At 33.7% G+C, this 12,636-nt stretch carries 16 protein-coding genes; 7 read left to right on the top strand and 9 right to left on the bottom strand.

The window, feature by feature from the left end; genetic code table 11:
* The first annotated feature begins 3 nt into the window (after positions 1-3).
* Genes CRV04_RS08460 through CRV04_RS08470 form a run of 3 tightly spaced genes read left to right on the top strand, consistent with a single transcriptional unit; the run spans position 4 to position 2,432 of the window.
* On the top strand, positions 4-879 hold the full coding sequence (locus tag CRV04_RS08460; protein WP_128996412.1) for an aspartate carbamoyltransferase catalytic subunit: 876 nt from the start codon (positions 4-6) through the stop codon (positions 877-879).
* A gap of 6 nt (positions 880-885) precedes the next feature.
* Complete coding sequence (locus CRV04_RS08465) at positions 886-1,839, top strand: aminodeoxychorismate synthase component I (protein WP_128996413.1); 954 nt, start codon at positions 886-888, stop codon at positions 1,837-1,839.
* 17 nt (positions 1,840-1,856) lie between these two features.
* On the top strand, positions 1,857-2,432 hold the full coding sequence (locus CRV04_RS08470) for an aminotransferase class IV (protein WP_128996414.1): 576 nt from the start codon (positions 1,857-1,859) through the stop codon (positions 2,430-2,432).
* Here CRV04_RS08470 and CRV04_RS08475 read toward each other — a convergent pair.
* Entirely contained in the window at positions 2,414-3,049 is a 636-nt protein-coding gene (locus tag CRV04_RS08475; protein WP_128996415.1) for a transglutaminase-like cysteine peptidase, read from the bottom strand. The two genes, CRV04_RS08470 and CRV04_RS08475, sit on opposite strands and share 19 nt — an antisense overlap.
* A gap of 40 nt (positions 3,050-3,089) precedes the next feature.
* On the opposite strand from CRV04_RS08475, the gene CRV04_RS08480 reads away from it, so the two are divergent.
* A complete protein-coding gene (locus tag CRV04_RS08480) occupies positions 3,090-3,548 on the top strand; it encodes a hypothetical protein (protein WP_128996416.1) in 459 nt (152 codons plus the stop codon).
* Between the two features lie 12 nt (positions 3,549-3,560).
* On the opposite strand, the gene CRV04_RS08485 is transcribed toward CRV04_RS08480, so the two are convergent.
* The 6 genes from CRV04_RS08485 to CRV04_RS08510 all read right to left on the bottom strand — a co-directional run bounded on the left by CRV04_RS08485 (position 3,561) and on the right by CRV04_RS08510 (position 6,917).
* Positions 3,561-4,559: a beta-ketoacyl-ACP synthase III gene (locus tag CRV04_RS08485; RefSeq protein WP_128996417.1), complete on the bottom strand. Its 999-nt coding sequence runs from the start codon at positions 4,557-4,559 to the stop codon at positions 3,561-3,563.
* A 16-nt stretch (positions 4,560-4,575) separates the two neighbouring features.
* A complete protein-coding gene (plsX, locus tag CRV04_RS08490) occupies positions 4,576-5,577 on the bottom strand; it encodes a phosphate acyltransferase PlsX (protein WP_128996418.1) in 1,002 nt (333 codons plus the stop codon).
* Positions 5,577-5,729, bottom strand: coding sequence for a 50S ribosomal protein L32 (gene rpmF / locus CRV04_RS08495; RefSeq protein WP_044417204.1), 153 nt, complete (start codon positions 5,727-5,729; stop codon positions 5,577-5,579). The genes plsX and rpmF overlap by 1 nt, the downstream gene beginning before the upstream one ends.
* Positions 5,730-5,743: 14 nt before the next feature.
* A complete protein-coding gene (locus CRV04_RS08500; protein ID WP_128996419.1) occupies positions 5,744-6,118 on the bottom strand; it encodes a DUF177 domain-containing protein in 375 nt (124 codons plus the stop codon).
* A gap of 13 nt (positions 6,119-6,131) precedes the next feature.
* The gene (ndk, locus tag CRV04_RS08505; RefSeq protein WP_128996420.1) at positions 6,132-6,545 is read right to left on the bottom strand and encodes a nucleoside-diphosphate kinase; all 414 of its coding nucleotides are present in this window, start codon (positions 6,543-6,545) and stop codon (positions 6,132-6,134) included.
* A 111-nt stretch (positions 6,546-6,656) separates the two neighbouring features.
* Positions 6,657-6,917, bottom strand: a complete 261-nt coding sequence (locus CRV04_RS08510) for an NADH-quinone oxidoreductase subunit I (protein WP_128996421.1) — start codon at positions 6,915-6,917, stop codon at positions 6,657-6,659.
* Positions 6,918-7,116: 199 nt separating this feature from the next.
* Between CRV04_RS08510 and CRV04_RS08515 the strand changes: the two genes are divergently transcribed.
* Together CRV04_RS08515 and rho are read left to right on the top strand one after the other, a co-directional pair.
* The gene (locus tag CRV04_RS08515) at positions 7,117-7,713 is read left to right on the top strand and encodes a peroxiredoxin (RefSeq protein WP_128996422.1); all 597 of its coding nucleotides are present in this window, start codon (positions 7,117-7,119) and stop codon (positions 7,711-7,713) included.
* 206 nt (positions 7,714-7,919) lie between these two features.
* Entirely contained in the window at positions 7,920-9,275 is a 1,356-nt protein-coding gene (gene rho, locus CRV04_RS08520; RefSeq protein WP_128996423.1) for a transcription termination factor Rho, read from the top strand.
* A 153-nt stretch (positions 9,276-9,428) separates the two neighbouring features.
* On the opposite strand, the gene CRV04_RS08525 is transcribed toward rho, so the two are convergent.
* Together CRV04_RS08525 and CRV04_RS08530 are read right to left on the bottom strand one after the other, a co-directional pair.
* Complete coding sequence (locus CRV04_RS08525; RefSeq protein WP_128996424.1) at positions 9,429-10,646, bottom strand: type II restriction enzyme; 1,218 nt, start codon at positions 10,644-10,646, stop codon at positions 9,429-9,431.
* Positions 10,646-11,476: a DNA adenine methylase gene (locus CRV04_RS08530; RefSeq protein WP_128996425.1), complete on the bottom strand. Its 831-nt coding sequence runs from the start codon at positions 11,474-11,476 to the stop codon at positions 10,646-10,648. The genes CRV04_RS08525 and CRV04_RS08530 overlap by 1 nt, the downstream gene beginning before the upstream one ends.
* A gap of 161 nt (positions 11,477-11,637) precedes the next feature.
* Between CRV04_RS08530 and CRV04_RS08535 the strand changes: the two genes are divergently transcribed.
* Positions 11,638-12,381 (top strand): TRM11 family SAM-dependent methyltransferase, encoded by a 744-nt coding sequence (locus CRV04_RS08535; RefSeq protein WP_128996426.1) that lies wholly within the window; start codon positions 11,638-11,640, stop codon positions 12,379-12,381.
* The last annotated feature ends 255 nt before the right edge of the window (positions 12,382-12,636 follow it).

Consider the following 12,636-nt stretch of genomic DNA (forward strand, 5'->3'; position numbering starts at 1 on the left):
ACCATGCAACACTTAATCACTACATCTGACTTCTCAAAAGAAGAAATTTTAGAGCTTTTTGAGGATGCAAGACTCTTTAAAGATCTTACATCAAACAACTACTTAAACGGAAAAATCATTGTAAATCTATTTTTTGAAAATTCAACACGTACCAGAAGTGCGTTTGAAATAGCGGCTAAACGTTTGGGAGCTCAAGTAATCTCTTTAGATGTGGGACGAAGTTCAAGAAGTAAAGGGGAAACCATCTTTGATACCATTGCCAATATCAATGCTATGAAACCCGATGCGATTACCATTCGACACTCGGAGTGTGGACTTCCTGGAAGTCTGATTGAGCATGTAAATTGTCCGATTATCAATGCAGGTGATGGTACACACGCGCACCCAACGCAAGCATTGTTAGACCTTTTTACCATTGTAGAGCATTTTAAAGGGGAGACCGAAGGGAAAAAGGTGGCCATTATTGGAGATGTAAAATCCTCTCGTGTTGCTGGGTCAAACCGAAAACTGCTTCCAAGATTTGGTATGGAAGTTTGTTTTGTTGCTCCTGATTGTTTTAAATATGAGGGTGATGAGTATAAACAATATAATCATATTTCTGAAATCATTGATGAAGTGGATGTCATCATGAGTTTACGAACGCAACTTGAACGACACCATGAAGTCTATTTTGAGTCTTTAAATGAGTATGCAAAAGATTACTGTATCACTGAAGAGACCTTGGGTGAGCGAGATATTTTACTTCTGCACCCAGGACCAGTGAACAGAAATATTGACATCAGTGATGAGATGTTAAAAGACCCACGATGCAAAGTCTTAGAACAAGTGAGCAATGGCGTTGCAGTGAGAATGGCGATTTTAAAAAAGTTATTGAGTTAAGCCTTATTGAATGAAACACTGATTGCACAACTCAATACGTATGGCTCTTTGAAAGAGCCATGCTTCTTTATGATCTCATATGATTTAAAATCATTTGATGTACAACCTCTTAAAAATCTCCCCCCCAGTATTCAGTTTCAAATCTCTGAAACGTATTGTGAACGGCTTGAACCGCTGATTGAATTGCATAAAAAACCCATTACGTTTGAACAATACAAACAAAAATTTGATGCCTTGCAAGAGCACATCAAAGCAGGAAACAGTTATCTCCTTAATTTAACCACAGCCACAAATATCATGTGTAATGAGAGCTTGCAAACCATTTATGAAAAAGCACATGCGAAGTTTAAACTTAAATATAAAGAGAAGTTTGTCTGTTTCTCCCCTGAACGGTTTGTAAAAATACACAACAATCAAATCAGTACGTACCCTATGAAAGGCACCATTGATGCAAACATTCCTAATGCCAAAGAGCGTATTTTAAACAATGTTAAAGAGATGGCAGAGCATACCATGGTCGTGGATTTACTGCGTAATGACCTCTCAATTGTGGCAAAAAAAGTACGCGTAAAGAAGTTTCGATATATTGATAAAATCAAAGCTGGAAAGAAAGAGTTATTGCAAGTCAGTTCTAAAATCACTGGAGAGTTGCCTTTAAATTGGCAAGACAATTTAGGGGAAATAATTGTTAAATTGTTGCCTGCTGGTTCCATTACTGGAACACCCAAAAGAAAAACCATAGAGATTTTAGAGTCCATTGAAGGGTATGAGCGAGGGTATTATACGGGTATTTTTGGGATTTTCGATGGAGAAAATTTAGACAGTGCCGTGATGATACGTTTTATTGAAAAAAACCAAGATGGAGAGGTTGTCTATAAAAGTGGGGGAGGAATCACATGCGATTCCGATGCTTTTAGTGAATATCAAGAATTAATGGATAAAATATACATTCCCACATAAAATGAAAAGGTGAGATGATGAACGAAGAGGAAACTTACTTTGAAACCATTAAATGCGATGACGGCATTGCTTTTAATTTGGAGTATCACAACCGACGCATTGCTCGCACTATTTCATTGAACATCAACCTTCAAGAGTATATTCTGCCTATTAATGATAACTTTTTAAAATGCAAAGTGCTTTATGATGAGTATGGCGTAGTGGATGTAGAGTATTCAGAGTATGAAAAGCGTACCATTCAATCGTTTAAAATCATTGAAGATAACAGCATTGAGTATGCTAAAAAATCGTTGGACAGAAGTGTGTTGGAGTTGGCTTTTAACCAACGACAAACGGCCGATGAAATTATCATTGTAAAAGATGGATTATTAACTGATACTTCTATATCGAATATTGCTTTATACGATGGAAGCCATTGGCTCACTCCTAAAAAACCACTGCTTTTAGGTACGACCAGAGAGAGACTGCTTGAACATAAAGAGTTGATTGAAGCCAATTTAACCATTGCAGATTTAAAAAGTGCAAAAAAAATCGCATTGTTAAATGCGATGATTGGCATGGATGTATTAGAGAACTATTCGTTATTGATGTAAACGCGTTTTAAAAGCTCTTCCCATTTGTCTATTTTCCCCCAATTCACTTTTGCTTTTTTACCCAGACCATTACGTTTTAAGACACGCGATTCAAACTCATTAAATGCCACCATTGGTTTTAAATCTACACGTTTTGAAAGTGGTAAGGTTCTAAAACTTAAGTTATCTAACACATAAAAAGTCTGTTTTTGTTTATATAAAAGCACCATATGATAGGTGGTTTTCCCTTTGACTTGCACCACTGAAAAATAGAGATTTTTTTTATCAATGCCCAATTCTGAAAGCGTAAAGTATTTTGCTATCACATAATCTTCGCAGTCTCCATGACCGTTGATTAGAAACTCTTTACGTGTGGCCCAATAATCATCGGAGCTGTATTTGGTCTCGTCTTGCACGGGTAAAATACGGTTAAAAAAAGTATTGACGTGGGCGAGTTTTTTCATCAAAGGATAGGGTTTGACTTCATCTCTCATGCGTTCATACGCTTGAAACCGCTTTATAATAAAACTTTTTTGAGGTGAATTATTGATGGTTTGAATATCTTTTGGCGTGAGTGTTAACTCTTTAGCCGTGATGATTTGCAGACACAAGAGTATAAGTGTAATTATCAATTTCATAAGTTATAATAACATAAATATTTAAAAATTAGGCCGCAGAATGATACATGAAATAGTAGAAAACAGAGATTATAAACAGATGGTGCGTCTTCAAATAAAAGAGGTAATGACTTTTTTATTGAACAGCAATCAGGAGTTTGCGATTACGGCAAATGTCAAAGGAATTACGTTTCACCCCCAACTTCCAACTTCTATTTTAGACCAACTCTCAAACTTCTCTTTATTTGTATTGTCAAACTATACCTACAGCACTATTAAGATTGATAACGAGTTTTTATATTTTGAAGCGGGATTTGGAAAAGAGAATTTTGGCTCACAAGTAAAAATACCACTGACGGGAATCTTTCAAATTATTATTGATGAATCGATTATTTACATCAATCCCATTGCAACATTTGATAAGTTTTTTGAAAAAGAGAAGTTAGAAAAAAAATCGATGGATGTGTTTAAAAACAATCCGCATAATAAAAAGTTAGTTGATAAAGGACATCAAAAATAACATCAAAAGATGTTATTTTTTAGGGGAAAATGGGAACAAGGCACTTCCCCAAGTTAATCCTGCTCCAAATGCATCAAACAGAACCGTATCGCCTGCTTTGATTCTGCCTTGCTCATATGCATAGTTCATTGCCATTGGAATAGAAGCGGCTGATGTGTTTCCATATTTATCCACCGTTACAACGGTTTTATCATCACCCAATCCAAGTGCATCGCCTACAGCTTTAATGATTCGATAGTTCGCTTGGTGAGGAATAAAGTGTTGAATGTCTTCATTACTTAAGTTGTGTTTTTCAAGCATCACTTTAACATCAGCAGTGAGTGTTTTAACGGCAAGTTTAAAGGTTTCATTCCCTTTCATTCGAATGCACGCCATCTTCTCATCAAGTACTTGTTGTGAACATGGATTTTTACTTCCACCACCGGGTGTTTTGATGAGGTCATCGTAGTTACCGTCACTTGAACAGTTGACATCCACAATGGCTTCCTCTTTTTTATCTGTAGCAGAGATGATTGCTGCTCCAGCACCATCACCAAAGATGAAACACGTTCCTCGGTCAGTGTAGTCTAAAATTGAAGTATATGTTTCAGCTCCAATAATCAGTACATTTTTTTTCATCCCTGATTCAATGAAGGCTTTTGCAATAGAAAGGGCATAAACAAACCCTGTGCATGCCGCACTGATGTCAAATGCCATTAAGTTTGGTAATCCCAACTTTGATGCAATCAAACACGCCGTTGATGGCATACATAAATAGTCAGGAGTTACAGTTGCACAAATGATTAAGTCGATTTCCTCTTTGCTTATACCTGCTCGTTCAATTGCTTGTTCGGCAGCCCTAGCTCCTAAATCTGATGATGCCTCATCTTTTTCAGAAATTCTTCGTTCTTTAATTCCTGTTCTTTTTGTAATCCATTCATCTGTTGTGTCAATAATTTTTTCAAAATCTGCATTTGTCATAACTTTTGAAGGAATATACGCACCAATCGATCTAAAAGCTGCATAAGTCATTAAAAATCCTTAATTATTATTTTTGTGTGTATTTATGTAATCTGTGTTCGATATCTTCGTCTAGACTTGAAGTTGCAGCTCCAATTGCTTGGAAAATAGCATTTTTTATCGCTTTAGGGTTGGATTTCCCATGAGCAATAATGACAGGAGACTTCACACCCAATAGAGGTGCTCCACCATACTCTGCATAATCAACTCTTACTTTTAAGTTTCTGAACACTTTTCTCATCAATACTGCTCCCGCAATAGAGATAAGTGATCGTTTAAGATTTTTCTTTAAGATTTTTCCGATGGTATCTGCAACACCTTCGGCTGTTTTCAGTAAAATATTTCCAATAAATCCATCACAAACTACGACGTCTACTGTTCCTTTGAAGATATCAGAACCTTCAACGTTTCCAGCAAAGTTTGGTAGTTGGGCTTTAGAAATAAGTTCATAAGCCTCTTTTGTTGCTTCATTTCCTTTTGATTCTTCTTCACCATTGCTGAGTAATCCAACAATAGGTTCATCCAGTTCAAGTACCACTTGCGCATATACTTGTCCCATGATGGCAAATTCAAAAAGATTTTTTGCATCACAATCGACGTTCGCTCCAACGTCTAAAACCAACGTATTTTGGTTTTCACTGGTTGGCATTAACGTTGCAATTGCAGGTCTGCTCACCCCTTTGATTCTTCCAATTCTCAACGTAGCTAATGACATAGATGCCCCAGAGTGACCCGCAGAAACAACTGCTTGTGCCTCACCATTTTTAACCAACTCAATGGCTTTATAAATGGTACTCTCTTTACGTTTAAGTGCATCTGTAGCACTGTCATGCATTGAGATGACATCTTCTGTATCAAGTATTTCTATTCGATTATCATAGATTCGGGGGATTAAAGGAAGTAAAACGTCTTTCTTTCCAACTGCAATAGCAGTAAAGTTTTTGTTTTGTTTTAAAGCGGCAACAAGGCCTTCCATGATAGGTGCTGGACCGAAGTCCCCACCCATCGCGTCAATTGCAATTTTAACCATTAGTTTTTGTATTCACCAGTATTTGGGTTTACCATGTGAGGCATTTTCCAAGAACCGTCACTGTCTTTTACTGGTCGTTTTAAAGTAATTTTGTAGTGTGTTCTTCTTTTCGCTGCTCGTGTATGACTCACTCTTCTTTTTGGTACTGCCATGTTATTCTCCTTATTTAAAATTCTTTTTCGTAAGCTTCTGTACTGGTTTCACACTCACTGCAATAGTGGTATTCACTCTGTAAAGAAGCAATTTCATTTTGAATGATTTCATCAAAATCGATTGTATTGTTCTCTATTTCAATAACCAAATCGTCTGATTCTTTATTGAAAATGCCATCACTTAACAAAAAATCCAGCTCTTCATTAAGTGTATACTCTTCTGTTTTACCGCATCGGCAACACTCAATTTCAGTTGTTCCAGACATTTTGGCGCTGATTTTGATTAACGATGGCGATATTTTACAAAAAGTACCCTCTAACTTTACTGAATTAAATTCAGTTTCAAACTCTTTAGCGGTTTGAGGTACTTTTCTGAACTCTATTTTCATAGATTTTAACTAATTAGCAAATTTCTCTGTCAGAAAAGAAAAATTTAATTTCGTTTGCTGCGTTTTCTAAAGAGTCAGACCCGTGTACTGCGTTTGCATCAATTGAATCTGCAAAATCAGCTCTGATTGTTCCAGCTGCTGCTTCTTTAGGGTTAGTAGCACCCATTAAATCTCTGTTTTTAGCCATAGCGTTGTCACCTTCTAAAACAGAAACAACAACCGGTCCAGAAATCATGAATTCAACTAATTCACCGAAAAAAGGTCGCTCAGCGTGTACTGCGTAGAAAGCTTCAGCGTCTGCTTTGCTTAATTGAAGTTTTTTTGTTGCGGCAATTCTAAGACCAGCAGACTCGAATCTGTCTAAAATCTTACCAACTACGTTTTTTGCAACTGCGTCAGGCTTGATGATTGATAGTGTTTGTTCCATAGATAAATCCTATTTTAAATTTAAGTCGCGGATTATACCTAAAAAAATAAAAAAAGGCAAGTAGTAAAAACTACCTGCCTTTTTAAAGTGAGTTAAAACTGAAATAAATGATCAGTCTTCAACACATGGTTGACCAGCAACTGCACCTTCAGTATCTGGGTTTTGACCCCATACAATACATCCTTCAGTAGGACAGGCGTCAGCACATGCTGGTGAATCGTTGTGTCCAATACACTCTACACATTTATCTTCGTAAACATAATAAATATCTTCACCCGTTGGGTTCTCATCGTTATCAACGATTGCTTCAGTAGGACACTCATCTAAACATGCGTCACAGCTGATACAAATATCTGTAATTACTACTGCCATAGTAAACTCCTTGTATAATTTTGGGTAACTTTAGCACATGTAAAATAAATGTAAGTTTAAAATTTATGGAAAAAGTTTATCTTAAAATAAAGTTTTTCTTAAATTTTTAAACTGTACTTTAACGTTACTTTTTCTTTAAAGAAGTTATTGTACAATTTCACTCAAGTATTATACAAAAACACACATAAAAGGAAAAAAAATGTTAGTTACTAAAAAGGCTCCAGACTTTACAGCAACAGCAGTACTTGCTGACGGACAAATTGTTGAAGATTTTAATTTATATGAAAACTTAGGTGAAAAAGGTGCGGTTCTTTTCTTCTACCCATTAGACTTTACTTTTGTATGTCCTTCAGAAATTATTGCATTCTCTAAAAGAATTGAAGAGTTCACTTCAAGAGGTGTAAATGTTATTGGTGTATCTGTTGATTCACAGTTCTCACACTTTGCATGGAGAGAGACGCCAGTTGATAAAGGTGGGATTGGAAGAATTAAATACCCATTAGTTGCTGACTTAAGTAAACAAATTTCTAGAGACTACGACGTATTATTCGGAGAGTCTGTAGCACTTAGAGGTTCTTTCTTAATTGATGCAGATGGAACAGTCAGACACGCCGTTATCAATGACTTACCACTGGGGAGAAACATTGATGAAATGATCCGAATGGTAGACACTATGTTATTTACAAATGAGCATGGTGAAGTATGTCCTGCAGGATGGAACAAAGGGGATGAAGGTATGAAAGCTTCTACTGAAGGTGTGGCTGAATACTTAGGTAAACACGAAGGTGACTTATAATAAGTAACGATTAAAAGGCATCCTGCACGGGGTGCCTTTTTTTATTGAGAGCATCTTTATTTATGATAGATTTATTTTGTAAGATTCTCTTTAATTGACAAATTTAAAAATACGTACTACAATTACACATCTAAAAATTCAATACTGAAATAAACTACATTAAAAACTACTCAGTTTTAATACATCTAAAAAGGTTAAAAAAACTCATGGAAGAGTCACAAACTCAAACAAAACAAGCCACGAAGTCTGCTTCAAAGACAAATGGAACCAGTAGAGCCAGTAAGGCCAGAACACATATCCCTGTTGAGGGACACACCATTGAAAAGCTTCGAGAACTCCCCTTAGAAGAGCTTTTAAAAATCGCCAAAGAACTTAAAGTAGAAAACCCCCAAGAGCTGAAACGTCAAGAGTTGATGTTTTCAATCTTAAAATCACAAATCGATGCGGGTGGGTTTATTCTATTTACAGGAATTTTAGAGATTAAAGATGGTGGCTTTGGATTCTTACGAGCCATGGATGCAAACTTTTCAGATACTTCAAATGATTCATACGTAAGTGCCACTCAAATTCGAAAATTTGCTTTAAGAACAGGGGACATTGTAACAGGACAAGTTCGACCACCTAATAAAGAGAGTGAAAAGTACTACGCACTTTTAAAAATTGAAGCGATTAATTACTTACCGATCAATGAATCAAAAAACAGACCACTGTTTGACAACTTAACACCGCTTTTCTCAACAGACAGATTCTCTTTTGAATATGAACAAACTCGAATGACAGGACGAATGATTGATCTGTTTGCTCCAATGGGTAAAGGGCAAAGAGGATTGATCGTTGCTCCTCCTAAAACAGGTAAAACAGAGTTACTTAAAGAGTTGGCACACGGTATTAAAAGAAACCACCCAGAGACACACTTGATGGTTTTACTCATTGATGAACGACCTGAAGAGGTGACCGACATGCAACGAAGTGTTAAAGGCGAGGTTTACTCTTCTACATTTGACCTTCCAGCACACAATCACGTTCGAGTAGCTGAAATTGTGATTGAAAAAGCAAAACGTTTGGTTGAGATGAAAAAAGATGTTGTGATTTTATTGGACTCTATTACAAGATTGGCTCGTGCATACAACACTGTAACACCAAGTTCTGGTAAAGTACTCTCTGGTGGGGTCGATGCCAATGCGTTGCATAAACCAAAACGATTCTTCGGTGCGGCACGTAATATTGAAGAGGGTGGAAGTTTGACCATTATTTCAACGGCTTTGGTTGAAACAGGATCAAAAATGGATGAAGTTATTTTTGAAGAGTTCAAAGGAACAGGTAACTCAGAGGTGGTGTTAAGCAGAAATGCCGCCAACAGAAGAGTCTACCCAGCTCTTGATATCATTAAATCAGGAACAAGAAAAGAAGAGTTGCTTCTTTCACCAGATATCTTACAAAAAACATGGATTTTACGTAATGCGATTTCAAGTATGGATGAAGTGGAAGCGTTGAAGTTCTTGTACTCTAAGATGCAGAAGACGAGTAATAATGAGGAGTTTTTTGCCTCTATGAACGAATAAAAGAGGTTTATAAAACAACCTCTTTTATGAGATTTCTGCGTTATCGCAGAAATTTTCTCACTCATTTACTAATAGTAAACTCCTATCAGAAATTTTACTCTGGCCTTGAACTATCTTAAAATAGTCTGTTTTCTAAACCTTTTTTAGGATTAATTATTTTTCTAGTATATTTTTAAAATAAGATATCCAAGCATTTACTGTTTGTAATCTTCGATTTTTTGTACTTTCACTATTCACATTATATCGTTGAAATAGTTGAAGTTTAACTTCTCTATTATGTAAAACATTATTAAAAATGGGTTCAGAAAATACAATTTTTGCAATTTCGATCACTCTATCTTTAAATTGTAGTTGTAATAGGTGTTCGCCTAATGAGGTTAAAATTAGACAATTATTTTTTTCTTCACATAGTTTTAACCATTTTAAAACATTATAATAGTAGTCTATTTGTCGATCTACAATATCAAAGTTTAATTTCAATTCGTCTTTTGTCATGCAAGGGTGCTCTGAGATTAAAAGAAACATACTATGAATAGTGTCAAATTTATCAGCTTGTGGAAATGGAGTATTTAAACAAACATTATTTTGATTTATTTGAATTGTATAAATAGAAAAGTCTGATGATTTTTCTTTAAATTTGAATGCTTTTTCATTTTCATGATCGGCATAACCAATTACACCATCATAAATATAAGGAATAAATCTATATATATCATCTTGTAAATAAAATATATAACTTTTAATAGCTTTCTTATTTTGAATTTCTTGTTTCCAGTATAGTTCAGGATACAATAGCTGTCTTATATTAATATTATTTCTAAAACCTATTTTCGCTTCAACTAAATTTATTGAAGTATCACCTTCATATCCCCCATCTACTTCTATTTGTACACCATCTATATTGTATGGAATATTTTCTATATTGAAGTCTAAAGTACCTCTTAATCTTCCTCGAATAGCTAAGTTAGTTTTTTCATTGAAAACAATTTTAGACATCTCTGTTATTGTTGCTATATCTAAGGCTCCACTTTCACTTTTTATATTATAAGGGTCAAGACTTATTACGTTTGATGGTGGATTTAGTTCTATAATTTTAGTTTTAATTTCTTTTGTAATATCAATAAATGGGTCATTTTTAGCAATCCTATATAAACCATTTTTAATGGCTAAAATTGATAAGCCTTCTTGTTTCATAATGTTTGGTAAATTCTCTCTAAAATCGACTTTTGTCATAAGTCTTGCTTCTTTGCCATCAATAGATTTTATTTGATCAGCAGTAATATCAAAATATTTATTTTTTTTAATCTCATTAACTATCTTAAAATTATCAAAAATATTTTTCCAAGAATCATGTGTTGTGATTTTAGACATTAGTTCCCTTTTTTGATTTTATAATTTACTACAATATATTCATTTATTTTTCCTCTACCAGAAGCCTTGCAATTTAATGCTCTATTCGCTTGTACAGTTATTAACTCATATTCATTATATAAGTCTTTTATATAGTCCGTATATGAATTAGATAACATAAAGAATGCACCTATACTATGAATATAATCACATAATTCTTTTAATCTAAACTGCATATCTTCATCAAATCCTTTATCTGTGTATTCTGTAAAACTAGAAGTTTCATTTAACGGAACATATGGAGGATCAAAATATATAAAATCTCCTTTGCAAATATATGGCTTAATAATCTCAAAATCTCCATTTAGAATAGTTGTTTCTTGTAATAAATCACTGCATGCAAAAATATTATCAAAGTCAGCATAATTAGGGTTTTTATATTTACCAAAAGGCACATTAAATTGCCCGCTTTTATTCACTCTATAAAGTCCATTAAATCCAGTTTTATTTAAATAAATAAATCTACTTGCTTTCTTTATGTTTGTTAATCTTTTATATTTTGTAGGTGTTCTATCTAGTGCTCTTATTTTATAGTAGTAGTCTGCGTTATTTTGATGTTTGCCTAAATCCTTAATAAGTTCTTTAGGGTTATTTTTTATTATTTCGTATAAATTTGTTAGCTCTGAGTTATAATCATTAATGAAACTTTTTTCTAATTTTAAATCAAAAAATAATGCGCCACCTCCAATAAATGGCTCAAAATATGTATTGAATTTTTCTGGCATATATTTTTTTAATTCATTTAAAAGTTGGCGTTTTCCTCCAACCCACTTTATAACTGGCTTACACATTTTGTTTCTCTACTTTCATAAATGTAATATAACATATAGTTAATATAATTATAGATAAATTTTTTATTCTTGTTTAAAAAAATTACAAAATGCAATAAAAGTATAGATAGAATATATCAATGTGTTAATATTTAAAATAATAAATAATGAAAAGGGTATAAATGAAAGATTTAAATCCAGAGATTTTTGAAGAAGAGTGTACTACTGTTTGGAGCTTTTCAAGACGTGGAAGTTGGGCAACTCATAATTCTAAATATAGAGGTAACTGGGCTCCTGAGATTGTAAGAAATCTTATTCTTCGTTACTCAAATGAAGAAGATTATTTACTTGATCCAATGATAGGCGGTGGTACCACAGCTATAGAGTGTAAACTTTTAAATCGAAACTTGCTAGCACTAGATATTAATCCTAATGCAATAGAATTAACAAATACAGCTTTAAATTTTGAATGTGAATATACACCAAATATAAAAGTTGAACTTAATGATAGTAGAAAACTAACTATGTTAAAAGATGAAAGTATTGATTTTGTACTAAATCATCCACCTTATGCTGATATAGTAAAATATAGTGATAAACAAATAAAAGAAGACTTATCAAATATTCATGATTTAGAAAAGTTTTGTGATGAATATGAGCAAGTAATTAAAGAGATGCATAGAGTTCTAAAACCAAATAAATTTTGTGCTATATTAATAGGTGATACAAGAAGAAATAAAATGTATCAACCTTTAGCTTATATGGTAATGAGTAAATTTTTAGAAAATGGATTTGCTTTAAAAGAAGATATCATTAAACATCAACATAACTGCAAAGCTACAGGTTTTTGCGTAAATAAATCAAAAAATTATAATTTTTTACTTATCATGCATGAACATTTATTTATATTTCAAAAGCTAGTATGAAATTAAAATAATCTACTTTGTTTTAAAATGAGTCCTTTTTTTGTAACTAAATTATTGTAATGCTCAATGGCTTTTTATTTTCTTCTTCCCACTGTTTAGCTGTTTTTTGATGTATAGGTTTTTTCTTTTTCATATTTTATTGTATCGAGAATAATACTTAACATGCAAACTATAATATCATTTTAGTTTAATTGAGAGAGGGAAGAGGTTCCAACATCTGCAAAGCCGTTGGTGGCTTTCTTTTTACTATTAAAA

It is taken from the genome of Candidatus Marinarcus aquaticus, from assembly GCF_004116335.1.
Classification (GTDB): Bacteria; Campylobacterota; Campylobacteria; order Campylobacterales; family Arcobacteraceae; genus Marinarcus; species Marinarcus aquaticus.

Coding starts and splice junctions, on each gene's coding strand:
- CRV04_RS08460 (WP_128996412.1), top strand. CDS start 4: ATGCAACACTTAATCACTACATCTGACTTCTCAAAAGAAGAAATTTTA.
- CRV04_RS08470 (WP_128996414.1), top strand. CDS start 1,857: ATGAACGAAGAGGAAACTTACTTTGAAACCATTAAATGCGATGACGGC.
- CRV04_RS08475 (WP_128996415.1), bottom strand. CDS start 3,049: ATGAAATTGATAATTACACTTATACTCTTGTGTCTGCAAATCATCACG.
- CRV04_RS08480 (WP_128996416.1), top strand. CDS start 3,090: ATGATACATGAAATAGTAGAAAACAGAGATTATAAACAGATGGTGCGT.
- CRV04_RS08485 (WP_128996417.1), bottom strand. CDS start 4,559: ATGACTTATGCAGCTTTTAGATCGATTGGTGCGTATATTCCTTCAAAA.
- plsX (WP_128996418.1), bottom strand. CDS start 5,577: ATGGTTAAAATTGCAATTGACGCGATGGGTGGGGACTTCGGTCCAGCA.
- rpmF (WP_044417204.1), bottom strand. CDS start 5,729: ATGGCAGTACCAAAAAGAAGAGTGAGTCATACACGAGCAGCGAAAAGA.
- CRV04_RS08500 (WP_128996419.1), bottom strand. CDS start 6,118: ATGAAAATAGAGTTCAGAAAAGTACCTCAAACCGCTAAAGAGTTTGAA.
- ndk (WP_128996420.1), bottom strand. CDS start 6,545: ATGGAACAAACACTATCAATCATCAAGCCTGACGCAGTTGCAAAAAAC.
- CRV04_RS08510 (WP_128996421.1), bottom strand. CDS start 6,917: ATGGCAGTAGTAATTACAGATATTTGTATCAGCTGTGACGCATGTTTA.
- CRV04_RS08515 (WP_128996422.1), top strand. CDS start 7,117: ATGTTAGTTACTAAAAAGGCTCCAGACTTTACAGCAACAGCAGTACTT.
- rho (WP_128996423.1), top strand. CDS start 7,920: ATGGAAGAGTCACAAACTCAAACAAAACAAGCCACGAAGTCTGCTTCA.
- CRV04_RS08525 (WP_128996424.1), bottom strand. CDS start 10,646: ATGTCTAAAATCACAACACATGATTCTTGGAAAAATATTTTTGATAAT.
- CRV04_RS08530 (WP_128996425.1), bottom strand. CDS start 11,476: ATGTGTAAGCCAGTTATAAAGTGGGTTGGAGGAAAACGCCAACTTTTA.
- CRV04_RS08535 (WP_128996426.1), top strand. CDS start 11,638: ATGAAAGATTTAAATCCAGAGATTTTTGAAGAAGAGTGTACTACTGTT.